Raw genomic sequence first — 23,680 nt, forward strand, 5'->3', positions numbered from 1 at the left:
CCGCCTGGCTGCAGATTCCAACTAAACGAACGGGGTGGCTTGTATGAATGGACTGGATTGTCTGAAATGGTTGGTACCCGGCGACACGGACGCGTCATGGCAGAGAATGACCGACGCGGCCGCCGGAATGGGGTTCGACAAGGTCGTGCTGATCGTGTTGCCGTTTACCGGCGCGTCGTTCGATCTCGCGCGCAAATGGAGCAGCGGCGTGCCCGGCTGGACGGCGCTGTACCGGCAGCGCCAGTTCGACCGCGTCGACCCGATGCTGCGGCATTGCTTCCGTTCGGCACTGCCGCTCGTCTGGGACGACGCATTGTTCGCGCTGCCGGAGCAGCGCCCGTGTTACGAAGCGGCGGCCGCGTACGGCATGCGCAGCGGCGTCGTGCTGCCGGTGCGCGGCGCGAAGGGGGAGGTCGGCATGCTGTTGTGTGCGAGCACCGACGAGCTCGCCGCCACGCGCGAGCACTGCGACCGCCATCTTGCGGCGCTGACGCTGCTGCGCGACGTCGCGTGCGAAGCGATCGCCGGCACGCGCTGCCATGCACCGCCCGACAGCGTGCCGCGGCTCAGCCGGCGGGAAGTCGAATGCCTGCGCTGGCACGCGGCCGGCAAGACGTCGTGGGAAATCGGCCACATCCTGAACGTGACCGAGTCGTGCATCAATTTCCACTTCATGAACATCCGCCGCAAGTTCAACGTGTCACGTCGGCACGAAGCCGTGCTGCGAGCGGTCGAGTGGGGGCTGATCAGCATCTCCGACGTGACCGTGCCGACCTGATGCGGGCGCATCGTCGAGCCAGCGGTCGAGAAACGCGCTGAGCCACGCGGCCGTCGCCCGGTCGTGCCGCCGGCCTTCGCGTGCCTGCGTCGCGAGATCCTGCGCACCGGGCGCCGACAGCTTGTGCGCGGCGGCCGTGCTCCAGCGCCGCATCATCGGATAGCTCACTTCCGGATGGAACTGCACGCCGTACGCGCGCGGCCCGTAGCGCACGGCCTGGTTCTCGAAGTGCTCGCCGGTCGCGAGGATCTCGAGCCCGGCGACGCGTTCGAAGCCCTCGCGATGCCACTGGTAGACGTGCGACGGCCACGACCCGAGGCGCCGGCCGGCGGGCGTCGCGGCGATCGGCCAATAACCGATTTCCGCGCGCCCGTCACGATGCGCGATCACGCGGCCGCCCAGGTGGCGGATCATCATCTGCGCTCCCAGGCAGACACCGAGAAAGGGCGCCGCCTCGCGCAGCGGCACGCCGATCCAGTCGATTTCATCCTGAATCCAGCGATCGCCGTCGTTGGCGCTCATCGGGCCGCCGAACACCACGGCGCCCGCGTGGTCGGCCAGCGTCGCCGGCAGCGGGTCGCCGAGCGGCGGGCGACGAATGTCGAGCGGATGGCCGCGGGCGGCAAGCAGCCGGCCGATCCGGCCGGGGCTCGACTGTTCGCGATGCAGGACGATCAGGATCGGGCGAAGGGCGGAGTGCGTCATGTCGTGTCGAGAGGGTCGTGAGTTCGTGAGACCGCGAGGCTATGTGAGTCGTCACGCGCAGAGTCAGCCCGGCTGGCCGCGCAACGCGTCGAACGACACCATGACCTGTTCGCGATAGGCGGGGCGTCGGCTCAGGCGGGCGTACCAGGCCTCGACGTGCGGCAACGGCGGCCGCTCGACGTCGAGCGAGAAATAGCGGAACAGCGTCGCGCCGGCCGGTATGTCGGCCAGGCCCGGCGTCGCCCCGCCCAGGAAGGGCTGGGTCGACAGCAGCCGGTCGAGCAGCTGGAAATGCGTCGCGCTGCGCGCGGCCTTGTCGCGCACGAGCGCATCGTCGCGCCGCTCCGGCGGCGTTCGCACGAGCGCCCAGAACAGCCCGGTCATCACGTCGGGTTCGAGCGCGGTCTGCGACCAGTCCATCCAGCGCTCCGCGCGCGAACGGGCGAACGCGTCGCGGCACCAGAACGGATTGTTCGGCACCCGCGCGGCGAGATAGCGCAGGATCGTGTGCGACTCCCACACGACGTCGCCATCCCAGTCGATCACCGGAATCCGGCAGGTCGGATTCAGCGCCGCGAACGCGGGCGTCTGCAGCGAGCCGTGTTCACCGCCTGCCGCGATGTGCCGGTACGGCACGCCCAGCTCGCCGATGAGCCACAACACCTTCTGCACGTTGAACGACGTGCGGCGGCCCCAGACGGTCAGCATCGCGCGGCATCCTCGCAGGCGGCGGCCTGCCGCGCGCACGCCGCATAACGATCGAGACCGGCCGCGAGATCGGCGATCAGGTCGTCCGGGTCCTCGAGCCCGACATGCACGCGCACGCCGCGGCTGCCGGCCGGCCAGCGCGCGGCAAGGCCGTGCGCGTCCAGTTCGAACGGCAGCGCGAGGCTCTCGTAGCCGCCCCACGAATAACCGAGTCCGAACAGCGCGAGGTGGTCGAGAAACGCTTCGACCGCGTGCGGCGGCGCCGGCTGCAGCACGACCGAGAACAGCCCCGATGCGCCGCGGAAATCGCGGCGCCACAGCGCATGTCCGTCGTCGCCGGGGAGGGCCGGATACAGCACGCGCTGCACTTCGGGGCGCGTCGCGAGCCAGCTCGCGACCGCCAGTGCGTTGCGCTGGTGCTGCCGCAGCCGCACGCCGAGCGTGCGCAACCCGCGCAGCGCGAGATAGACGTCGTCGGGGCCCGCGCACAGTCCGAGATCGCCATGCAGTTGCTTCAACGCGGGCCACGCGCGCTCGGTGGCCGACACGGTGCCGAGCATCGCATCGGAATGCCCGACCAGGTACTTGGTGCCGGCCTGGATCGACAGGTCGATGCCGAACGCATGCGGTTGAAAGAAGAGCGGCGTGGCCCAGCTGTTGTCCGCGACAACCAGCGCGCCGTGTGCGTGCGCGAGCCGGACGAGCGCCGGGATATCGTGCATGTCGAACGTATAGGAGCCCGGCACTTCGACATACAGCGCGCGCGTATTCGCACGGAATGCGGCAGCGACGGGCGTGCGGCCGTCATACCAGGTCGTCTCGACGCCGAGCCGCGCAAGCACGCCTTCGCACGCATGGCGTACCGGGCCGTAGACCGATGCGGTCATCAGCAGGTGATCGCCGGGCTTCAGGCACGACAGCAGCGCCAGCGTGCACGCGGACAAGCCCGACGGACACAGCACCGCACCGGCACCACCTTCGAGGCTCGTCACCGCGCGCTCGAGCGCGTCGGTCGTCGGCGTGCCGCGGCGGCCGTAGATATACGGCTGCGTGCGGTTCAGCAGATCGGACACCGTCGGGCTGAGCACGGTCGACGCATGGTAGACAGGCGGATTCACGAAGCCGTGCCAGGCCGCGCTGTCGCGGCCCGCGTGCATGAGGCGCGTGTCTTCGTGCATCCGGTCATTCATGCCGTCGTGCAGGGTGCCGCCCGGTCGCGACGGGAGTGCGGCGGATTTCAAGGCCATAGCGCACACCGTTCCCAGCACTGACCGTCACGACGGTACGCCTGCCGCGCAAAACGGCGTGCGCTGTCGGCACGCCAGAATTCGGCTTCGTCCGGTGCGAGCGTGTACAGGTGCCAGTCCTCCGACACGAGTGCGGGGTCGGCGGCCAGCCGCGCGAGCTGCGCGTCGATCGCGCGCGTCAGGTCGGCGGGATCGTCGAGCCGTTCGCTTTGCCGGCCGGCCAGGATGCTCGCGCGCGACCGCTCCGGGCGGCCCGCGAAATCGGCGCGGCCTTCGGCGGCCGGCAGCCGCTCGACCGGGCCGCTCAGGCGGACCTGGCTCGCGATCACCGGCCAATAGAACGTCAGCGCGGCGAACGGCCGGTTTTCGATCTGGCGCCCCTTGGGGCTGCGCGTACTCGCCGCGAAATGCCAGCCGCGCGCGTCGACGTTCAGCAGTACGACGGAGCGTGCGTCGGGCCGCCCGTCCGGGCGGACCGTCGACAGCGTCATCACCTGCGGTTCGACGGCGCCTGCGGCAACGGCCTCGTCGAGCCAGCGTTCGAATTGCGCTTGCGGCGTGTCGGGCCAGTTCTCGGCCGGAACGTGCGGCGCCGCATGCGCGAGGGTTTTCAGCGCCTTCAGGCGCGTGGCGATCGTATCCATGGCGGGCTCAGGCAATGCCGAATTGCGTCGCGCGGGCGATCAGCCGGTGCGCGGCGAGATAGTCGGGAACTTCCGCGAGGAAACCGTCGACGACGGCCGCGGCCACGCGGCGGCCGCCGGACGCTCGCCGGGCGGTGTCGAACGCGTCGATCACGCGGCGGGCGAGGGCGACTTCGTCGGCCGTCGGCGTCAGCACGCGATTGACGACCGGCACGAACTGCGCGTTGACGATCGCCTTGGCCTGGTATCCGAGGCCGCGCGACACGCGCATGTCGAGCTCCGCGCCTTCGTTGTCGGCATAGCTGTACGGGCAATCGATCGCGGTGATGCCGACGGCCGCGCATTCGACGCGAAAGCGCGAACGTACATAGTCGAGTTCGCGGCCCGCGCGGGTGCGCTCGGCCCCCATGTCGGCCACCATGTCCTCGGTCGCGACGAGCACGGCGGACACGCGCGGGCTCGAACGCGCGATCGCCATCGTGTTCACGAGCCCGAGCGTCGACTCGATGTTCGGCACCAGTTCCGTCGAGCCGGGCGCGATATCGTATTCGCGCTCGAAGCGCGTGACGGCTTCGTCGAGCGCGACGACCTGCTCGGGCGTCGCGACGTACGACATCATCACGATGTCCGGCCGGCCGCGCATCGCCGCGCGCAGGTCGTCGATGCCGCCCGCGTCGAGCGGGTTCACGCGCACGGACGCGAGGATGCCGGCATCGCGCCAGCCCGCGAGCACGCGCTCGCTGAGTTCGCGCGCGGCCGGACGCCGGTCCGGCGGCGTAAAGGTCTCGAGTTCCTGGATCAATACGTCCGCGCCGCTCGCGGCGCCGGCGACGAGCGCATCGTGATCGGCGCCGGCGAGGAACAGCCAGGAGCGGCGCAGGCGGGAAGGGCGTCGGTGGGTCGTTGTCATGCTTGGATTCCTGTAGGGTGCGTCGTACGCATGTCGATGGCGGGCGTTCAGCCGGCGCGCATCATCTGGTTGAAGATGTTCTTGCGATGCATTTCCTCGGTTCCGCCGACGCTCATGAAACCCAGCGCGTCCGACGCGAATGCGGCCACCGGCCCGGCCTGGTAGCCGAGGCTGCCGTACAGCCGCACGAGGCCAAGCGCACCGTCGACGAGATCCTGCGCGCCGACCAGCTTCGCGATCGAGCAGGACATCAGCGCTTGGGGGTGATCCGTCAGCAACTGCGCGAGCGCGCCGCGCGCGAGCCACGTGCCGCGCTCGATGCCGATCTGCAGGTCGACCAGACGACGCTGCACGTACTGGTGCGCGTCGATCGTGCTGTCGAAGCTGCGCCGGTCGCGGCAATAGGCGATTGCGTCGCGCAGGTACGGCGCCGTCACCTGCGCGGCGACGAGGCCGTAGTAGAGACGGCCGAGCGAAATGATGTCGATCAGGTTGCCGAGCCCGGCGCCCGGTTCGCCCAGCAGCTGGCCACGCGCGATCGGGCAATCGTCGAAATGCAGCGCGCCGGTGGGCAGGTCGTCGAGGCCGAGCTTGCGGTCGGGCGCCGCGACGGTCATGCCCGGCTGGTCGCGGTCGACGATCACAAGCGCCGTATTGCGCCGGCCGAGCGTTTCGACACGCGTGACGACGAGGATGAAGCGCGCGAGCGGCGCGTGCGCGATGTTGAATTTGCTGCCGGTCAGCCGGTAGCCGTCGCCGTGCTCGACCAGCTTCGTCGCAATGCTGCGCACGTCGGTGCCGGTGCCCGGTTCGGCGATCGCCGTCGCGCTCAGTTCGCCGCGCAGGATCGCGCCGAAATAGCGGTCCTGCTGGGTTGCCGTGCCATAGCGTTCGAGCGCGCGCACCATGCCGGCCTGCGCGATCACCGACAGCAGCAGCGCCGGGCGGCGGATCGTCGATGCAAGCCCCTCCAGCGCCGCGGAAAAGTGCCACCAGCCGTGACCGTCGCCGCCGTAGGTCTCCGGCACGATCATGTCCCACAGTCCTTCCTGGCCGAGCCGGGTCCAGCCGGCTGCATCGAATCCGGCAGGCGCGCGAGCGTCGCGTTCCACCGCGGCGATCTCCGTGCCGATGTCGCGAAAGCGCGCGAGCGTCGCATGCTGTTCCTGCGTCCAGTCAAATGGCATCTGTCGTGTCTCCGGTCGAAGCGGCGCGGCCTCGGACGGCGCGCCAGCGATGCCGACAAGAGTAAGGGGGCGCGGACAGCGGAGGTACTGGCAGTAGTGGTAGTTGCCGGGCGGGGTGTCGCGGCAGGAGTGGGCGGGCGTGGAGCTTCGCAGGGTGCGTTCGAGTGCACGCGTCGCGGTGTGCGCGCATCTCGGTCGGGGCGCGCCGGTTTGATCCCGGCATCGCATTTCATCCCGCGTCGCGGGACGATATCGAATCGGAGCAGCTGTTCACGGAGCGACTCGTTCTGGCGGTCGGTCATCATCTTCTCGCGAAGAAGCGCCGGATCCATGGGAAACGCTCGACTCGATCCCGTTGGTATTGCTCACTTATTGCCGGGCTTCGCTCGGTGTCCCGATACCCAACACGCCGCCCCATGCTCCCGAAGCCGGGCGACCAGTCGGTGGACCTGTCGGGTCGTCAATTCCAGCCGTTCCGCTGCACGCCATGGTTTGAGCTTGCCGTCGGCTACGTCCTGAATGACCTTGAATCGATCCGGCTCGCGCATCGTCATGGTGATCGTCCCAGTCGCGTTCATCGCCTGCGCTCCCAAGGGTGCAGGCGATCAACCTACAGGCCAAAACACGACATTTTTATTTAGCGGAAACGCGACATCTGAACTTGGGACCTACACACAAACTAACGATAATTATGATTATGTCAACTATGATTTGCGCGAAGTACCACGCCGTTCCCTCGCTCATCTGATGCCGGCATAATATCGCCCGCCGCGCGAGCGTACCCGTCTTTGCTACGCCGGTATATCGAATCTGTACCCCGGGAGCAAACATGCGTGACGTCATCGACGGTTTTCTTCGTTTTCAGCGCGACATCTATCCGCAACGGGCTGGGCTCTTCAAGCAGCTCGCCACATCACAGAACCCCAAGGCACTGTTTGTCACGTGCTCGGACAGTCGCGTCGTGCCCGAATTGCTCACGCAGCGCGAGCCGGGCGAACTGTTCGTGATCCGCAATGCAGGCAACATCGTGCCGTCCTACGGCCCCGAGCCCGGCGGCGTTTCCGCCACCGTCGAATACGCGGTCGCCGTCCTCGGCGTTCGCGATATCGTGATCTGCGGTCACTCCGATTGCGGTGCGATGGGCGCGATTTCACGCTGCACCTGCCTCGATCATCTGCCGGCGGTCGCGAACTGGCTGCGTCATGCCGACGCCGCTAAAGTCATCAACGCCGCGCATGAATACGACACGCCTCGCGCGAAGCTCGACGGGCTCGTGCGCGAAAACGTGATCGCGCAACTTGCCAATCTGCGCACTCACCCGTCCGTGGCGCTCGCCCTCGAACAGGGGCGCATGAATCTGCACGGCTGGGTTTACGACATCGAGACAGGCAACATAGATGCGCTGGACGGCGTCACCCGAAGCTTTGTCTCGCTCGCCGAGTCGCCTACGGTAGTCGCCGTGAGCTCGCGCGATCGCGGGCAGGTCTAGTCTCCCCGACAGCTCGCGCCCAGAGTCGGGCGCGAACACGCCCCCGCTCCCGAACAGACCGGGCCCCGCTCCTCTCCTTCACGATCGTCACCGACAACAACGCACGCGGTACCCGACGTTCTCCCGAACGTGACGCGGCCGCGGATGCATGGCTGCCCATGCAGTCGGGCTAATGCGCAGTGCGCCGCAACATCATCGTGTCGTAGCCGAGCGTCCGCACGCGCTCGACAAGCGCGTCGGCTTGCTCGGTCGACGGCCTGGCGACGCGCGTCAGGATCCACAGGAATCGCCCTGACGGCTCGCCGACGATCGACCACGAGTAGTCGTCGGCGTGATCGAGTATCCAGTAGTTGCCGAAAAAGAACGGCCCGAAGAACGACACTTTCAGTTTCGCGTCGCCGCTGTTCGCCACGATCTTCGCCCGTCCGTCCGAGCTTCGTGCGCGGCCGCCCGGCCCGCCTTCGCGACACGTATTGCGCACGTCGACGAGGCCGTCTTCCCGCTTCGCATAATCGGCCGTCACGCCGTCGCAACCGCGCTCAAAGCGGTTTTCATAGCGCGCGAACTCGTACCATCTACCCACATAGCGATCAAGATCGACCGCCTTGGCCGGCTGCGGCACCTGGGCGTTGCCGCTCTCGCCTCCCGCCAGGCCCGCGCATCCCGCGAGCAACAGCGCCGCTCCAGCCAGCGCCATGGAAGCCGTCCACACGGACGACGTACAAAGGACAGATCGCTTCATTGACTCCCTCCCGGCCAGGAAATCACGCCATTGTGCACGCAACCACCCCGCCGCAGTGACGGCGGCCGGTTGCATCCCGGCGGGCGATTCGTTCGTATTTCGCTGCAACGTCTTCATACGGTTCGCCACCATGCACGACATTCAGCGGGTCCGCCGTCGATTGCTCGATCAAGTGCATCCGGCAGTGCTATATTTCGCTCGACATTCACGCCATGGCGATCCTCGCCATTTCTTCAGCATGAACGACACGCCGGATGGTGCCGAGCGCTTCGCCCCGTCAACCGACGCGGATGCCGTGCGTCGCGAGCACCTGAATCAGGTCATGTCGCAGGTCGCGAGCGGCGATCAGGCGGCTTTCGCCGAGCTGTACCGGCTGACCTCGTCGCGGGTGTTCGGCATCATCCTGCGCATGGTTCACGATCGCGGGGAAGCCGAGGATCTGCTCCAGGATGTCTACACGGCCGTGTGGCGACGTGCTGACGCGTTCGACCCGGCACGCGGCGGTGCGATGACGTGGCTGACCACGCTGGCGCGCAACAGGACGATCGACCGGTTACGGCAGCATCGCGAGGCGCAACTCGACGAAGAGCAGGTGCTGGATCTCCCCGACGAGGATCCGACGCCCGCCGCGCTCGCGGAAGCAAGCCAGGAGCGCCAACGCCTCGAACGGTGCCTCGAGCGGCTCGATCCGGATCAGGGCCGCGCAATACGCGAGGCTTTTTTCAGCGGCGCGACTTATAGCGAACTCGCAGCGCGACTGCGTGTGCCTCTCGGAACCATGAAAAGCTGGATCCGGCGCAGCCTGATGCAGCTGAAGGTATGTCTCGAGCAATGAATACGCCAGCCGATCACGATCCCGAATTGCGCTGCGCGGAATACGCGCTCGGCGTACTCGACGCCGATGCGCGGCACGCACTCGAGGAGTCCGCCGCACGCGATCCGCTGTTGCAGGCGACACTCGAGCGCTGGCAGCGCCGCTTCGCACCGCTCGCGGAAGACATCGCACGCGTCGCCCCGCCTGGCCGGGTCTGGACGAGAATCCAGCGTGACCTCGGCTTCGTCGTTCCGCCGGCCGCGCGCGGCGCCACGCCATCGGGCGGATGGTGGAACAGCCTGCGACTGTGGCGTTGGGTCGGCCTTGGCGCGAGCTTGGCCGCCCTCGGACTGCTCGCGTTCAACCTGATCCTGGTGAGCGAAGCGCCACCGCGCGTGGCAGCTGTCGAGGGCAACTACATGGTGGCCACGATCGCACGGTCGGACGGCGTCGCACACTGGACCGCCACCGTCGACCTGCGCCGCGCCCGGATGGTCGTGGTGCCGGCGGACAAGCCGACGATCGCCGCGAATCGCTCGGCCGAGCTCTGGCTGATTCCGCCGAATGCGAAGCCGATCTCGCTCGGCGTATTCACGCCGGACGCACCGGCGTCGATGACGCTGCCGCCCGCGATCGTCGCGCAGTTCAGCGCACGGGCGGTGCTCGCCGTGTCGATCGAGCCGCGCGGCGGCTCGCCGAGCGGTCAACCCACGGGTCCGGTGCTCGCCACCGGGGCAATGCACGCGGCATAACAGGCGCCGCGCCAACCTGCGGCGGACATCCGTCCGCCGAGGGTGAGCGCGGTGCGTGCCCCTGTCGCCCGCGCGCAGGTCGCGGCGCATCCCGATGCATCCGTTTCGCCTTCGGCTCCGTATATGACGGATATCGCGTCCCCGGAGCCGCCCGCATGCATGCCGTCGCCGTTGCCCTCCTCGCTTTCGTCGGACTGTTTCTGTCGTTCACGGCGGTGTGGATCAGCCAGTTGCGCTCCCGGAATGCCGGGATGATCGACCCAGTCTGGGCAGTGACGCTCGGCGGCATGGCCGTGTTCGTCGCGGGGCTCGGCACCGGCCCGGCATTGAACCGCGCACTCGTCGCGACAGGCGGCGGCATCTGGGGGCTGCGGCTCGCACGACACCTGTGGCGTCGCAACCGCCGGCAGCCCGAGGACCGGCGCTATCGGCAATTCCGCGTGCAATGGGGCGACGCCGCGCCGCGCAACATGTTCTGGCTGTTCCAGTTGCAGGCGCTGATCTCGATGTTGCTGTCGGTCGCGTTCTTCGTGCCGGCATACAGTCCGGCCGCGCCGTCCCGGTCCGCAGCCGTCGCGGCCGTCTCGATCTGGCTCGTCGCCGTGGCCGGAGAGGCCGCCGCCGACCGGCAGCTCAAGCACTTCCTCGCTGCCCCCGGGCGCCGCGACCGCGTCTGTCGAGTGGGCTGGTGGCGCTATTCGCGGCACCCCAACTACTTCTTCGAATGCCTGCACTGGTGCGCATACGCGGCGCTCGCGATCGGCATGCCGTGGGGCTGGCTCACGCTGATGCCGCCGTTCCTGATGGCGTGGCTGCTGCTCAGGGTCTCCGGCCTGCCGCTACTCGAGGCGCATCTCGTGCGAACGCGGCCGGGCTACCGGGAATACATGCTCACGACCAGCGCCCTCGTTCCGTGGCCGCCCAGGCCGGCCGCACCACCGCCCGTTGCCCGCCCCGACCATCCAGAAGACAGGAGTACGCGCTCATGACCGCCACCGCCTCGCAACCGTCGCCCGCCCGGATGCCTGCCCCCGGCGACACCTGGCTGATCCGCTGCTGCGAACGCGGCTGGCTGCCGGATCCGCTGATCCGCGCCGGCATGCGCACGCTGCTGCGGCAGCGCCTGCGCGACGAACATCTGCTCGACGGCGAGCGACGCACGGCCGCCTTCGACCGGCTGGTGCACGAACTGAACGCGAGCCCCATCGCGATCGACACGCATGCGGCCAACACGCAGCATTACGAAGTGCCCGGCGCGTTCTTTGAAGCCCATCTCGGCCCCCGGCTGAAATACTCGTGCGGCTATTACCCGCACGGCAACGAAACGCTCGCGCAAGCCGAGGACGCCATGCTGTCGCTTTACGCGGAGCGGGCCGGCCTCGCGGACGGCCAGCGCATCCTGGATCTCGGCTGCGGCTGGGGGTCGCTGTCGCTGTGGCTCGCCGAGCGCTATCCGCACGCGCGGATCGTCGGCCTGTCGAATGCTCACGGTCAGCGGAACTTCATCGAGCAATGCGCGGCCCGGCGCGGGCTGACCAATCTGCGGATCGTCACGGGCAACGTGGTGGACTTCGATTTCGCGCCCGGCGAAGCGGGTTTCGACCGCGTGCTGTCGATCGAGATGTTCGAGCACATGAAGAACTACGGGCAACTGCTGGCGAAAATCGCACGCTGGATGCACGGCGACGGCAAGTTGTTCGTGCACGTCTTCGCGCACAAGCTGCTCGCCTATCATTTCGCGGTGCGCGACGACACCGACTGGATGTCGCGTCATTTCTTCACCGGCGGCACGATGCCGTCGGCCCATCTGCTGCTGCGGTTCCAGGACGACGTCCGCCTCGACCGCCAATGGTGGATCGACGGCACCGCCTACGCCCGCACGGCCAACCACTGGCTCGCTTCGCTCGATGCCGCGCGCGGCCGGATCATGCCGATTTTCGAAACGGTCTACGGCGCCGACGCGCGGATCTGGTTCCAGCGCTGGCGAATGTTCTACATGGCCGTCGCCGAACTGTTCGGTTATGCCGGCGGCCAGGAATGGGGCATCGCGCACTACCTGTTCGACAAGCGGCCCGTACGCGCGTGAGACGTGTCATGCCGTACCCAATCGTCCGCCGTTTCGCCGTCATGCTCGCAGCCGGTCTTGCGCTCGCCATCGCCGCGGGCTGCTCGGGCAATGCACCGAACACGAATCCGCGCGCAGCCGTGCCCCTGTCGAGCGTGGCCGTCGACCTGCCACGCTACATGGGCCGCTGGTACGTGATCGCGAACATCCCGTATTTCGCGGAACGCAACTACGTGGGCAGCCGCGCCGAGTGGACGCTGCGCGAGGACGGCCGGATCGACGACGTGTTCGTCGGCCGCAAGGGCGGCTTCGACCGACCCGAGAAACGCTATCGCTTCGTCGATACGGCAAAGCCCGGCAGCGGGGGCGGCGAATGGCGCGTGCGGCTGTTCTGGCCGGTATACGTCACGCAGTTGACGCTCTATGTCGATCCCGACTACCGCTACACGATCCTCGGCTACCCGGGAAAGACGCTCGGATGGATCTTCTCGCGCGAGCCGACGATGGACGACGCGACGTATCGCTCGCTGCTCGCGCGGCTCGATGCGATGGGCTACGACACGTCGCGCTTCAGGCGCGTGCCGCAAACACCCGGACAGATCGGTCAACCGGGCTTCGCCTCGCCCGGCGAGCGCGACTGAAGCGGGCCCGGCGCATCCGCCGACCGCTTTGCTCCGTATCTTGAAAAACCGTTCCCGAGACCGCCGACCCGCCTGACGGAGACCCTTCGCGATGCACCAGCCCCTCACTGCCTTGCCGCCCGGGCGGCGGATCGCCGTCGTCGGCGCCGGCATCGCCGGCCTGGCGAGCGCCTACCTGCTGGCCCGTCGCCACCGCGTGACGCTGTTCGAGGCGGCCGGCTACCTCGGCGGCCACACGCACACCGTCGATGTCGAACTCGACGGCGCGAGCCACCCGGTCGATACCGGGTTCCTCGTGTTCAACGACCGCACCTATCCGAATCTGATCGCGCTGCTCGCCGAACTCGGCGTGGCCGCGCATCCGAGCGACATGTCGTTCTCGGTTTCGATCGACGGCGGCCGGCTCGAATGGGCCGGCAGCAATCTCAACACGGTATTCGCGCAACGCCGCAACCTGTTCTCGCCGTCGTTCCTCGGCATGCTGCGCGACATCCTGCGCTTCAACGCGTCCGCGCAGCATCACCTCGAAACGGCACACCGCCAGCGTCTGTCGGTCGGCGAGCTGCTCGCCGCGGGCGGCTACGGCACCTCGTTCCAGGAGCACTACTTGCTGCCGATGGCGGCCGCGATCTGGTCGAGCGCGGCCGACGACATCCTGCGGTTTCCGGCGGCGACGTTCCTGCGCTTCTGCCTGAACCACGCGCTGCTGCAGGTCAACGACCGACCGCCCTGGCGCACGATCGCCGGTGGCGCGCGGCAGTATGTCGAGCGCATCGCCGCGACGCTCGACGACGTACGCGTGAACACGCCGGTCCGCACGATTCGGCGCGACGAGCACGGCGTCACGGTGGCGACCGACGCGGCCGGCCATGAGCGGTTCGACGCCATCGTGCTCGCGTGCCACGCGCCGACGAGCCTGCGGCTGCTCGCGGACACCAGCGACGCCGAGCGCCGCGTGCTGGGCGCCGTGCGCTACCAGCGCAACGTCGCGGTGCTGCATACCGATACGGCGTTGCTACCGCGCCGGCGGCGCGTCTGGTCGGCGTGGAACTACCTGAGCCGCCGTGCGGCGCCGGCCGCCGGCGGAGCATCGCCCGTGTGTGTCAGCTACCTGATCAACCAGCTGCAGCCGCTGCCTTTCCACACTCCGGTCGTCGTCACGCTGAATCCCGTCGACGCGCCCGCGCCCGGCACGCAGCTCGGCCGCTACGACTACGAGCATCCGCTGCTCGATCTCGCCGCCGTCGATGCGCAGCAACACCTGCCCGCGCTGCAAGGGCAGCGCCGCACGTGGTTCGCGGGTGCGTGGACAGGCTACGGCTTTCATGAAGACGGCCTGAAATCCGCCTTGCGCGTGGCCGGCGACTTCGGCGTAAAGCCGGCCTGGGCCACGTCATGAACGCGCCGTTCGCGAGCGACGGCAGCGCCGCGCGGCTGCTCGTAGGGCACGTGATGCACGAGCGGCTGCGGCCCGTGCACCATGCGTTCACGTATCCGCTGTTCCAGATCTGCTGCGATATCGAGCGGCTTCACGAGATCGACGGCAACTGGTTCGGCGTCGATCGCTGGCGGCCGTTCGGACTCGCGTCGCGCGACTACGGGCCGCGTGACGGACAGCCGCTTGCGCCGTGGCTGCGCGCCCGCCTCGCCGAAGCCGGCATTCCGGCCGACGGCCCGATCTGGCTGCAGACGATCCCGCGCCTCTTCGGCCATGCGTTCAACCCCGTGAGCTTCTGGTACTGCTACGACCGCGCGGGTCGCCTTCGCGCGCTGTACGCGGACGTGCGCAATACGTTCGGCGCGCACCACGGCTACTTGCTGAGCGCGAGGCGGCACGCGCCGATCGGGGACGACACCGTCCTCGTCTGCCGCAAGACGTTTCACGTATCGCCGTTTTGCGACGTCGTCGGGACATACGCGTTTCGCGTGCGCCAGCGCGGCGACCACCTGCGGGTCGCCATCGACTACCGCGACGATGACGGCCTGCTGCTGCGGACGGCGCTCGTCATGCAGGCCGGCCCGCTGAGCGCCGCGCGGGCGTGGCGCGCGCTCGCGCGGCAGCCGTTCAACGCGATCGGTGTGATCGTCCGGATCCATTGGCAGGCGCTGCGGCTCTGGCTCAAGCGCGTGCCGTTCCACGGCAGGACGCCCCCTGCCCGGCCGTCCTGCGCCGATGCACCGCCGCCCCCGTCGGCACGGGTGTCGCCGCCCTGCCGCCCTGCGGTGTCCGACCACGAGGTCCGCCCATGACCCTGCTGCGCCTGTTATCGAATGCATCGCAACCCGCGCTGCCGCTTTCTTCGCGGTTGTTCGTCGCGCTGCTGCGGCGGCTGCGGCACGGCCACGTGATACTCGTGACGCCCGAAGGCGCGCAATACGTGTTCGGCGATCCGCACTGCCAGCCGGCCGCGACGCTGCAGATCCGCGACTGGCGGGCGTGCCGCGCGATCCTGCGCGCGGGCGACATCGGGTTCGCGGAAGCGTATCGCGCACGCCAGGTCGACACCCCCGACCTCGTCGCGCTGCTGCGTCTGGCGATCCGCAACGAGCCGGCGATCGCGCAGACGCTGACGGGCGGGCGGCTCGCCCGCCTTTGGTATGCGCTACGCCACCGGCTGCGGATGAATACACGCGCCGGCAGCCGCCGCAACATCCACGCGCATTACGATCTCGGCAACCGCTTCTACGGGTTGTGGCTCGATGACACGTGGACGTATTCGAGCGCCTGCTTCGACGGCGACGAGCAGCGCTCGCTCGCCGATGCGCAGGCGGCGAAATATCAACGCATCGTCGCATCGCTCGGGCTGCGCGCCGGCATGCACGTGCTCGAAATCGGCTGCGGCTGGGGCGGCTTCGCGATGTACGCCGCACGCCAGGGCATCCGCGTGCGTGCGCTGACGATCTCGGAGGCGCAATACGCGCTGGCGGTCGAGCGCATCGCGCGTGCGGGGCTGTCCGATCGCGTGACGGTCGAGTTGCGCGACTACCGCGACATCGACGGACAGTACGACGCGATCGTGTCGATCGAGATGTTCGAGGCCGTGGGCGAAGCGTTCTGGCCGGTGTATTTCGACACGCTCGGGCAGCATCTGAAGGCAGGCGCGCGGGCGCTGATCCAGTCGATCACGATCGCCGAGCCGCAGTTCGAGGCCTACCGGGCTTCGAGCGACTTCATTCGCGAGTTCATCTTTCCGGGCGGCATGCTGCCGAGCGCCGAGCGCTTCGTCGACGCGGCTGGCCGCGCGGGTCTCGCCGCGGAGCCGGTGCTCGCGTTCGGACTCGACTACGCACGCACGTTGCGCGCCTGGCGGGAGGCGTTCGAGGATCACGTCGACGCCGTGCGTGCACTGGGGTTCGACGAGACCTTCATCCGAACGTGGCGGCTTTACCTCGCCTATTGCGAGGCGGGGTTCGCCGAGCGGCGCACCGACGTGATGCATTTCGTCGTGTCGTCGGCACGCTGACATGAACGCGAGACACCGGGCTGCGATCCTCGCGCTGGCGGCGGTGCTTTCCGCGGCGCCGGAGGCCGGCGCGCGTTGCGTTGACGAGGTCGCGTCGGCACGGATGATCGGGGCCGGCCAATTCTGCGTATTCGGCGTCTGTCTGTACGACGCGCAGCTGTGGGCGCCCCACCCGCCCGCGGGATTCGACACGCCGTTCGCACTTTCGCTCACGTATCGCCACGACGTGAGCGGCGCGCGGCTCGTCGCCACCGGCATGGCCGAAATCGAGCGCCTCGCGCCCGCACCGCTGCCCGCGGCGACCCGCGACGCGTGGCGCGCCGACATCGCACGGGCATTTACCGACGTCGCGCGCGGCGACGTACTCTGCGGCGTCTACCTGCCCGATCAGGGTGCGCGCTTCTACACGAACGGCCGCCTCACGGCCGACATCCCCGATCCGGTCTTCGCGCGCGCCTTCTTCGACATCTGGCTCGATCCGCGCACCCGTGCACAATCGTTGCGCCGCCAGTTGCTCGGCGACACCGCACGTTGACGGCGGAACGCGCAACGATCGCCACCGCCGCGCGTCTCCCGGATCGGCCCCGGAGCCATTCCGCCATCGCCGAAACCGCCGCCTGTCTCATGCTGTCGCAGGCCGGCTGGCTCGTCTGCGTCCCGAGCACCGCGCACCGGCAACGCTGGATCGGCACGTTCCGTGCGGGGCTGCTCGCGGGCGCACACCTGCTGCGCACCCGCGCGCCCCCTCAAATGCACTACGCCGCCCAGTGCATTTGAACATGCCCTGCACGCTGCGCCCCCTCTACACTGAGCCCCGGGATATCGAATGGCGTCACGAATGTGATCCAGCATTGTCCCAATGGTCACGCAACCCGATTGAACGACGAGGTCGATCATGTTCGAAAAGACGGAAGGCACGGTGCAGAAGCTGGCGGGCAAAGCGCAGGAGGCGGTGGGTGACGCCACGGGAAGTGCCGACATGCAATTCGACGGAAAAGCGCGCCAGGTGGCCGGCGCGGTTCAGCAAACCTATGGCGAGGCGCTCGAGCAGGTGCGCGACGTTGCCGCAAGCAATCCGATTGCGACGCTGGCGACCGTCGCAGCGGTGAGTTTCATCATCGGCGCAATGTGGTCGAAGCGCTGATCGGCTGTCACGAGCCCGACGGCATGCGTTGAGGTCATCATCGGAGCATGTCATGGTTTTGCTTTCGAGAATCAGGAAATGGCAGGATGTCGCGCAATTCTCGGTCGCGCGTCTGGCCGACTACGCGGGTCTCGCGGCAATCGAATTCGACCTCGCCAGGAAGTACTTCCTGCGCGATCTGATGCTGTATGCGTTGCTCGGCCTGAGCGTGACGTTCGGACTGGCTTTCGTGTGCGTGGCAGCGATCGTCAGCGCCGCACGAACGCCGTATTTGATCGAGACGTCATGGGTCGTCGCCGGGTTCTGGGTGTGCGTGTCGATCGCCTCCTTTGCGGCGGTGCGCATGCGTGACAAACACGGCACGTTTTCCGTCCTGACCGAGGAATTGCAGCGCGACATCCAGACCGCCAGAGAGAGCCTGTGATGAAACGACGAATCTCCGATGGTTCGCCGGAATCGAGGCGGCGTGTCCTGCTGGCCCGCATGGCGGCGACCCGGGCCGAACTGTCCGCGTCGAACCACGTCGTCGAAACGGCCCGGCGAGCGCGTTCCGGCGACATCGCGGACTATCCGGCGATGAAGCTGCCGACCCTCGGCGGCTCGGCCGTCGCGGCCGTCGCGGTGGCGCTGGCCGGTTTCGTGATCCTTGGGCCGCGGCGCATCGTGACGACGGCCGTTCGCGCCGGGCTGGTCGCGTTGATCGGGCGAATGACGCGGGACATGGTGGAGAAGTAAACCGGCGCAGACCCGCGCGAAACGTCCGGGCGAGTTGCCGGAGCGGCCGCTTCCACGAGAGGCCCGGCCGGCTGACCGGTCCGATTTCTTCGGACCACTTCAATCGTGCTGGACGGCTTCAGGGTAGTGCAAAAACGAGCAGTTCCGTTTCGCGTTCTGTCCCGTTGCGCGGACGGTCGGGCAGATCCCGTTTCACGAATCTGCTATCAATCCAAAGGAGAGGGGAAACATCATGGATGTACATGGTTTGATCGTATGGCTGATCATCGGCGCAGTCGCAGGATGGCTCGCGGGCGTACTCGTCAAGGGCGGAGGCTTCGGCTTGCTGATCGACATCGTGGTCGGCATCGTCGGCGCGGTGATCGGCGGCTGGCTCGCCGGGTTGCTCGGCATCGGCTTCAGCGGCATTCTCGGCTCGATCGTCATCGCCGTCATCGGCGCCGTGATCCTGCTGTTCGTGATCCGTCTGTTCAATCGCGCGGTCTGACGGGGTCTGACGGCCGACCGCGTGTTCTTCGTCACCATCCGGCATGCGACCCCGCATGCCGCTTACCGATCATGCCGCGAAAACCGGTGAGTCATTGGCTGAGATTGAATCCGTTCGCTTCGCTGCCCAAGAGAACGGCGACGCGGCGCACAGCGGCCCCGCGCACGAAGCCCGCTTCCCGCAAGCAGCCCGCGCTGTCCACCGACGGCGTGTGGGCCCGCTCGTTCTTCTCGTCGCTGCCGGCGCCCGGCCGTTTCGTCAATCACGTCACCTACTCGCTGTATCGTCCGCGAAACGCGCCGCGCCATGGCCCGCTCGTCGTCTTGCTTCACGGCTGCAAGCAGACGGCCGAGTCGTTCGCGCTCGGCACGCGGATCGATCGTGCCGCCGATCGTTTCGGCTTCTCCGTGCTCTTGCCCGAGCAATCGAAAAGCAGGTACCCCCATCGCTGCTGGAACTGGTTCGACCCGCCCGAGCCGACCGCCGGCTCCGACGCGGATGCAATCGCGTCGCTGATCCGGGCGATCGTCCGGCAGCACGCGTTCGATCCCGCCCGTGTCTACGTCGCGGGCATGTCCGCCGGCGCCGGGCTTGCCGCGCAACTCGCGCTGCACGCCCCGACGCTATTTGCGGCCGTAGCGCTTCATTCGGGCGCCGTTTCGGCGGCTGCCCGCTCGTCGCTCGACGCATTGAAGGTGATGCAGTACGGCAGCCGCAGCGACCCGGTGCAACTCATCGATGCGGCCGTCAGCGTGCGGGACTACCCCGGCATGCCGGCGCTGATCGTGCATGGCGAACGGGACGGCGTCGTTGCGAAAATCAATGCGGAACAGGCCGCGCGCCAGTGGTTGCGTGTCAATCGTTTCATCGACGCGGAGGGTGAGCCCATCAGCGGTACGCGCACCGTGTCGGATCGAGGCGACCGGCTGGTGATCGACCATCGGCGCAGCGGCCGCTGCGTCGTGCGTGTCTGCATCGTACGCAGGCTCGGTCACGCGTGGAGCGGCGGCGACGCTCGCGTGCCGTTTCACGCGGCGGAGGGCCCGGATGCGACCGCGATGTTGTGGTCGTTTTTCAGATACCGCCGCCGCGACGCTCCGGCGAGCGCGGGCACCTGACGCCGGATATTCGCCGCCGGTCCCACGTCGTTCGAGGCAGGACCGCGGGTATTGCTCAAACAGACGAGCAGCCCCCCAATCGACTGCTGCCTCACTTTTCAAGAACACTCAAGAAACCGGATTCATCCACTCAGTCAACCCTTCCCGCGCGTTCAACTCGACAAACGTCGGCATCCCGCGAAGGTGCTGTATGTACCTCGCAAGATGCGGCCATGTCGTTGCCGGGCGCGGCATGTTGCGCGTCCAGCGCATGAGCATCAACGCAAGGAAGTCCGCCGTACTCAACCGATTGTTGATCAGGTACGAACGACCGTCGGACAGCAGATTGTCGAGATGCGCCATCGACTCCTCGATTTGCCCCCGCGAAAACGTCTTCACCATCTCGGCGCATCGCGGATCGCCATCCGTTTCCGCATAAAACCAGTTTCGCATCGCAGGCAATACCGAATTGGCCAGATAGACCATCATCTCGAACCACTCGGGACGTTCGGGCGCGCCCGGACGGGGAGCCAGCGACGGCTGCGGATGGCGTTCGGCAAGCAGCATCAGCAAGGCGGCCGATTCGGTCCGCGGTATGCCGTCGACGACCAGCGTCGGCACTCTGCCGGCCGGATTCATCCGCAGGTACTCGGGCGTATGCTGCGCACCCGCATCGATATCGACGAGACGCGTTTCGAACGGCACACCGAGTTCGATCAGCATCCAGTGCACGGCCATGCTTGCCGCACCGGGCGAGTAATACAGAACGTAGGACATCGTTTGAATCCGTCTCCTGGAATTCGAATTGAACATCGCGCCGTCTGCGAGACGTCCGCACGACGATCGCATTCAATCAACGCAACGCAACGCACGAAATCCACCTGCCGGCACTGCGTGGCACGTCGTCACTCCCCCACCGCCTCAGCCTGACGATCGTCGCGCGTCGCCACCGCCGCACGCCGGCCGCGTCGCCCGGCCGACGCCACGACACGAAACGCCACCGGCGCGAACACGAGCCCGAACACCGTTGCCGCCAGCACACCCCCGAACGCGCCCGTACCGATCGATCGCCGGCTTTCCGCCCCGGCGCCCGTCGCCAGCACGAGCGGCACGACACCGAGCAGGAACGCCATCGACGTCATCACGATCGGCCGGAATCGCGCAGCGGCCGCATCGACCACCGCCTGCCGCAGCGGCACGCCATGACCGGCCAGGTCGCGCGCGTACTGCACGATCAGGATCGCGTTTTTCGCCGCCAGCCCGATCACGGTGATCATCCCGACCTTGAAGTACACGTCGTTCGGCATGCCGCGCACGAGTGCCGCCGCGATCGCGCCGATCATGCCGAGCGGCACGATCGTCAGCACCGACAACGGAATCGTCCAGCTTTCGTACAGCGCGGCCAGCGCCATGAAGACCGCGAGCACCGACAACCCGACGAGCAGCGGCGTCTGCCGTGCGGCAACCTGCTCCTCGCGCGCCGCATCGACCCAGTCGAAACCGATCCCGGCCGGCAGCGCACCGGCCAGCCGCTCCATCTCGGCCATCGCCGCGCCCGAACTCGTGCCGGTCGCCGCCCGGCCGCTGATGTCGAGCGACGGATAGCCGTTGTACCGGTTCAGCATCACCGGGCCGATCGTCCAGTGCGGCGCGGCAATCGCCGAAAGCGGCACCATGTCGCCGGTGCGGTTCGGGACGGTCAGCGCCATCAGTTGCGCGTCGGTCGCGCGCGCGACCGGGTCGGCCTCGATGATCACCCGCCGCATCCGGCCCGACGCCGGAAAGTCGTTGATGTAGTTCGAGCCGAACGTGCCGCCCAGGAGCCCCGCGATCCGCTCGAACGGCACGCCGAGCGCATACGCCTTCGCGCGATCGACGTCGAGCTCGATACGCGGTGCGTCCGGCAGGTCTTCGAAATGCACGGCCGAGAGCAGCGGATCCGCCTTCGCACGCTCGGCAAGCTGCGCGCGGGCCGCCTTCAGCGCGTCGAGCCCGCCCCCGCCGCGATCCTCGAGCCGGAACGTGAATCCGTCGGAATGCCCGATGCCGCGCACCGAAGGCGGCAGCGCCGCCTCGACGTCGCCGTCGAGGATCGCGCCGAAACGCGCGTTGAGCCGGTCGCGCAACGCCATCGCGTCGACGTCGCGTTGCGCCCAGTCCTTCAGTTCCACGAACGCCATCCCGACGTTCTGCCCGCTGCCCGCGAAACTCCAGCCGATCACGCTCGTCACGTTCGCTATCGCCGGCTCCGCGCGCAGGATCGCCTCGACACGCTCGACGACCGCGAGCGTGCGCGCCTGCGTGGCGCCCGCCGGCAACTGGATCATCACCTGCAGTTGCCCCTGATCCTCGGTGGGCAGGAAGCCGCCCGGCATCATCCAGTACAGCAGCCCGCATGCGAGCACGAGTGCCGCATAGACGGCCACGACCATCCCGGTGCGGCGCACGGCAAACACCGCGACGCGGCGATAGCCGGATTCGGCGCGCGCGAAGGCCGCACCGAACCGGTCGGCCAGACGCGCGCCGATGCCGCGTCGCGTCGCCCGGCCGGTTCTCCCGTCGTGTCGCGCGACCGGCTTCAGCAGGTTCGCGCACAGCGCGGGCGTGAGCGACAGCGCCATGAACGACGACACCAGCATCGACGCGATCATCGCCACCGCGAACTGCCGGTAGATGCCGCCGACACTGCCCGGGAAAAACGCCATCGGCACGAATACGGCGGTCAGTACGGCAGTCACGCCGACGATCGCCCCGCCGATCCGCTTCATGGCCCGCCGTGTGGCGTCGCGCGGCGATACGCCCTCCTCCATCACGCGATGCACGCTCTCGACGACGACGATCGCATCGTCGACCAGGATGCCGATCGCCAGCACGAGGCCGAACATCGTGAACACGTTGATCGACAATCCGAACGCCCACATCGCGACGAACGCGCCCATCAGCGTGACCGGAATCACGACGGTCGGCACCAGCGTGTAGCGCAGGTCGCGCAGGAACAGCCACATCACGCAGAACACCAGCACGACGGCCTCGACGAGCGTCAGCACGACTTCGTGGATCGCGATCTTGACGAAATGCGCGCCGTCGAAGGGAATCTCGACCGCGATGCCCGGCGGCAGCGTCCGCGACAGCTCGGCGAGCCGTGCGCGGATCGCATTCGACGTTTCGAGCGCGTTGCCGCGCGGGCCGAGCTGGATGCCGACCGTCGCGGCCGGCCGGCCGTTCAGCCGCGAATAAAACGAATAGTCGTCGCGGCCGATCTCGACGCGCGCGACTTCGGCGACGCGCACCGCCGAACCGTCCTGCTTCGACTTCAGCACGATCCGGCCGAACTCCTCGGGCGACGCAAGCTGCCCCTTGACCACGACCGTCGCGGTCAGCTGCTGGCCATGCACGAACGGCGCGTCGCCGATCGCGCCGGCCGTGACCGTCGCGTTCTGCGCGCTGATCGCCGCGATCACGTCGTCGGCGCCGAGATCGTATTCGCGCAACTTCACGGGATCGAGCCAGACCCGCAGCGCCTCGTCGGCATCCCACAGCTCGGCCGCGCCGACACCCGGCGCACGCTTCAGCTCGCGCAGCACGTAGCGGTTCAGGTAATCGCCGAGCTGCGCGGAATCGCGCGTGCCGTCGGTCGACGTCAGCGTGACGAGCATCAGGAACGTGTTCGCCGCCTTGAACACGCCGATCCCCTGCTGGACGACCTGCTGCGGCAGCCGCGGCTCGACCTGCTTCAACCGGTTGTTGACGTCGACGAGCGCGATGTCCGGATCGGTGCCGGGCGAGAACGTCACGTCGATCTCGAGGTTGCCGTGACCGTCGCTGCTCGTCTCGTAGTACAGCAGCCCGTCGGCGCCGTCGAGGCTTTCCTCGATGACGCTGCCGACGTCGGCATCGACCGTCTCGGTCGACGCGCCCGGATAAGACGCGGTGACCACGACCCGCGGCGGCGCCAGGCGCGGATACTGCGCGATCGGCAATTGCGGAATGGCCAGCACGCCCGCGACGACGATCGCGAGCGCGACGATCCACGCAAAGACGGGACGGTCGATGAAGAATGACGGCATCGGC

The 23,680-nt window shown here is 68.0% G+C and carries 26 protein-coding genes and 1 pseudogene; 17 read left to right on the forward strand and 10 right to left on the reverse strand.

Annotated elements, in window-relative coordinates; genetic code table 11:
- Positions 1-43: 43 nt before the first annotated feature.
- Positions 44-778: an autoinducer binding domain-containing protein gene (locus ACTJLD_RS02375; RefSeq protein ID WP_080982137.1), complete on the forward strand. Its 735-nt coding sequence runs from the start codon at positions 44-46 to the stop codon at positions 776-778.
- On the opposite strand, the gene ACTJLD_RS02380 is transcribed toward ACTJLD_RS02375, so the two are convergent.
- The 7 genes and pseudogenes from ACTJLD_RS02380 to ACTJLD_RS02410 all read right to left on the reverse strand — a co-directional run.
- Positions 701-1,483 carry a glutamine amidotransferase gene (locus ACTJLD_RS02380; protein WP_081073586.1) on the reverse strand — a complete coding sequence of 261 codons (783 nt, stop codon included), beginning with the start codon at positions 1,481-1,483 and terminating at the stop codon, positions 701-703. The genes ACTJLD_RS02375 and ACTJLD_RS02380 overlap by 78 nt on opposite strands.
- Before the next feature lie 63 nt (positions 1,484-1,546).
- Positions 1,547-2,191: a glutathione S-transferase family protein gene (locus ACTJLD_RS02385; RefSeq protein ID WP_021160969.1), complete on the reverse strand. Its 645-nt coding sequence runs from the start codon at positions 2,189-2,191 to the stop codon at positions 1,547-1,549.
- Positions 2,185-3,381: a cystathionine beta-lyase gene (gene metC / locus ACTJLD_RS02390; RefSeq protein WP_060357969.1), complete on the reverse strand. Its 1,197-nt coding sequence runs from the start codon at positions 3,379-3,381 to the stop codon at positions 2,185-2,187. The genes ACTJLD_RS02385 and metC overlap by 7 nt, the downstream gene beginning before the upstream one ends.
- A gap of 47 nt (positions 3,382-3,428) precedes the next feature.
- Positions 3,429-4,082: a pyridoxine/pyridoxamine 5'-phosphate oxidase gene (locus ACTJLD_RS02395; RefSeq protein ID WP_063807470.1), complete on the reverse strand. Its 654-nt coding sequence runs from the start codon at positions 4,080-4,082 to the stop codon at positions 3,429-3,431.
- A 7-nt stretch (positions 4,083-4,089) separates the two neighbouring features.
- The gene (locus ACTJLD_RS02400) at positions 4,090-4,992 is read right to left on the reverse strand and encodes an HpcH/HpaI aldolase/citrate lyase family protein (protein WP_146252748.1); all 903 of its coding nucleotides are present in this window, start codon (positions 4,990-4,992) and stop codon (positions 4,090-4,092) included.
- A gap of 47 nt (positions 4,993-5,039) precedes the next feature.
- Complete coding sequence (locus ACTJLD_RS02405; RefSeq protein ID WP_440657891.1) at positions 5,040-6,179, reverse strand: acyl-CoA dehydrogenase family protein; 1,140 nt, start codon at positions 6,177-6,179, stop codon at positions 5,040-5,042.
- Between the two features lie 371 nt (positions 6,180-6,550).
- Positions 6,551-6,757, reverse strand: a pseudogene (locus ACTJLD_RS02410) (helix-turn-helix domain-containing protein); the annotation flags it as partial.
- On the opposite strand from ACTJLD_RS02410, the gene ACTJLD_RS02415 reads away from it, so the two are divergent.
- Together ACTJLD_RS02415 and ACTJLD_RS02420 are read left to right on the forward strand one after the other, a co-directional pair.
- Positions 6,699-6,938: a hypothetical protein gene (locus tag ACTJLD_RS02415; RefSeq protein WP_440657959.1), complete on the forward strand. Its 240-nt coding sequence runs from the start codon at positions 6,699-6,701 to the stop codon at positions 6,936-6,938. The pseudogene ACTJLD_RS02410 and the gene ACTJLD_RS02415 sit on opposite strands and share 59 nt — an antisense overlap.
- A gap of 70 nt (positions 6,939-7,008) precedes the next feature.
- On the forward strand, positions 7,009-7,668 hold the full coding sequence (locus ACTJLD_RS02420) for a carbonic anhydrase (protein WP_021160963.1): 660 nt from the start codon (positions 7,009-7,011) through the stop codon (positions 7,666-7,668).
- Between the two features lie 169 nt (positions 7,669-7,837).
- On the opposite strand, the gene ACTJLD_RS02425 is transcribed toward ACTJLD_RS02420, so the two are convergent.
- Positions 7,838-8,410: a lipocalin family protein gene (locus ACTJLD_RS02425; RefSeq protein WP_059858425.1), complete on the reverse strand. Its 573-nt coding sequence runs from the start codon at positions 8,408-8,410 to the stop codon at positions 7,838-7,840.
- 238 nt (positions 8,411-8,648) lie between these two features.
- On the opposite strand from ACTJLD_RS02425, the gene ACTJLD_RS02430 reads away from it, so the two are divergent.
- From ACTJLD_RS02430 to ACTJLD_RS02495, 14 genes are all read left to right on the forward strand, one after another.
- Positions 8,649-9,245: a sigma-70 family RNA polymerase sigma factor gene (locus tag ACTJLD_RS02430; protein ID WP_042975896.1), complete on the forward strand. Its 597-nt coding sequence runs from the start codon at positions 8,649-8,651 to the stop codon at positions 9,243-9,245.
- Positions 9,242-9,976, forward strand: a complete 735-nt coding sequence (locus ACTJLD_RS02435) for an anti-sigma factor (RefSeq protein WP_060084911.1) — start codon at positions 9,242-9,244, stop codon at positions 9,974-9,976. Before ACTJLD_RS02430 ends, ACTJLD_RS02435 begins: the two co-directional genes overlap by 4 nt.
- Before the next feature lie 155 nt (positions 9,977-10,131).
- Positions 10,132-10,965 (forward strand): DUF1295 domain-containing protein, encoded by an 834-nt coding sequence (locus ACTJLD_RS02440; protein ID WP_060084912.1) that lies wholly within the window; start codon positions 10,132-10,134, stop codon positions 10,963-10,965.
- Positions 10,962-12,062, forward strand: a complete 1,101-nt coding sequence (locus tag ACTJLD_RS02445; RefSeq protein ID WP_060084913.1) for an SAM-dependent methyltransferase — start codon at positions 10,962-10,964, stop codon at positions 12,060-12,062. Before ACTJLD_RS02440 ends, ACTJLD_RS02445 begins: the two co-directional genes overlap by 4 nt.
- An 8-nt stretch (positions 12,063-12,070) precedes the next feature.
- The gene (locus ACTJLD_RS02450) at positions 12,071-12,682 is read left to right on the forward strand and encodes a lipocalin family protein (protein WP_060084914.1); all 612 of its coding nucleotides are present in this window, start codon (positions 12,071-12,073) and stop codon (positions 12,680-12,682) included.
- A 91-nt stretch (positions 12,683-12,773) separates the two neighbouring features.
- On the forward strand, positions 12,774-14,081 hold the full coding sequence (locus tag ACTJLD_RS02455) for an NAD(P)/FAD-dependent oxidoreductase (RefSeq protein WP_060084915.1): 1,308 nt from the start codon (positions 12,774-12,776) through the stop codon (positions 14,079-14,081).
- Entirely contained in the window at positions 14,078-14,932 is an 855-nt protein-coding gene (locus tag ACTJLD_RS02460) for a DUF1365 domain-containing protein (protein WP_021160955.1), read from the forward strand. The genes ACTJLD_RS02455 and ACTJLD_RS02460 overlap by 4 nt, the downstream gene beginning before the upstream one ends.
- Positions 14,929-16,146: an SAM-dependent methyltransferase gene (locus ACTJLD_RS02465; RefSeq protein WP_060196334.1), complete on the forward strand. Its 1,218-nt coding sequence runs from the start codon at positions 14,929-14,931 to the stop codon at positions 16,144-16,146. The genes ACTJLD_RS02460 and ACTJLD_RS02465 overlap by 4 nt, the downstream gene beginning before the upstream one ends.
- A gap of 1 nt (position 16,147) precedes the next feature.
- Positions 16,148-16,681 carry a chalcone isomerase family protein gene (locus ACTJLD_RS02470; RefSeq protein ID WP_059488456.1) on the forward strand — a complete coding sequence of 178 codons (534 nt, stop codon included), beginning with the start codon at positions 16,148-16,150 and terminating at the stop codon, positions 16,679-16,681.
- Positions 16,682-17,041: 360 nt separating this feature from the next.
- Positions 17,042-17,290: a CsbD family protein gene (locus ACTJLD_RS02475; RefSeq protein WP_021160952.1), complete on the forward strand. Its 249-nt coding sequence runs from the start codon at positions 17,042-17,044 to the stop codon at positions 17,288-17,290.
- A 52-nt stretch (positions 17,291-17,342) separates the two neighbouring features.
- Positions 17,343-17,714: a hypothetical protein gene (locus tag ACTJLD_RS02480; RefSeq protein ID WP_048022763.1), complete on the forward strand. Its 372-nt coding sequence runs from the start codon at positions 17,343-17,345 to the stop codon at positions 17,712-17,714.
- Complete coding sequence (locus ACTJLD_RS02485) at positions 17,714-18,025, forward strand: hypothetical protein (protein ID WP_048022765.1); 312 nt, start codon at positions 17,714-17,716, stop codon at positions 18,023-18,025. Before ACTJLD_RS02480 ends, ACTJLD_RS02485 begins: the two co-directional genes overlap by 1 nt.
- A 232-nt stretch (positions 18,026-18,257) precedes the next feature.
- Positions 18,258-18,512: a GlsB/YeaQ/YmgE family stress response membrane protein gene (locus ACTJLD_RS02490; protein ID WP_021160949.1), complete on the forward strand. Its 255-nt coding sequence runs from the start codon at positions 18,258-18,260 to the stop codon at positions 18,510-18,512.
- Positions 18,513-18,598: 86 nt separating this feature from the next.
- Positions 18,599-19,630, forward strand: a complete 1,032-nt coding sequence (locus ACTJLD_RS02495; protein WP_440657893.1) for an extracellular catalytic domain type 1 short-chain-length polyhydroxyalkanoate depolymerase — start codon at positions 18,599-18,601, stop codon at positions 19,628-19,630.
- Between the two features lie 108 nt (positions 19,631-19,738).
- Here ACTJLD_RS02495 and ACTJLD_RS02500 read toward each other — a convergent pair whose 3' ends face one another.
- Both ACTJLD_RS02500 and ACTJLD_RS02505 read right to left on the reverse strand, forming a co-directional pair.
- A complete protein-coding gene (locus ACTJLD_RS02500) occupies positions 19,739-20,386 on the reverse strand; it encodes a glutathione S-transferase family protein (protein WP_060074665.1) in 648 nt (215 codons plus the stop codon).
- Between the two features lie 128 nt (positions 20,387-20,514).
- A complete protein-coding gene (locus ACTJLD_RS02505) occupies positions 20,515-23,676 on the reverse strand; it encodes a multidrug efflux RND transporter permease subunit (protein WP_440657894.1) in 3,162 nt (1,053 codons plus the stop codon).
- Positions 23,677-23,680 lie beyond the last annotated feature (4 nt).

The sequence above is a fragment of the Burkholderia sp. 22088 genome, assembly GCF_052045915.1.
Lineage (GTDB): Bacteria > Pseudomonadota > Gammaproteobacteria > Burkholderiales > Burkholderiaceae > Burkholderia > Burkholderia cepacia.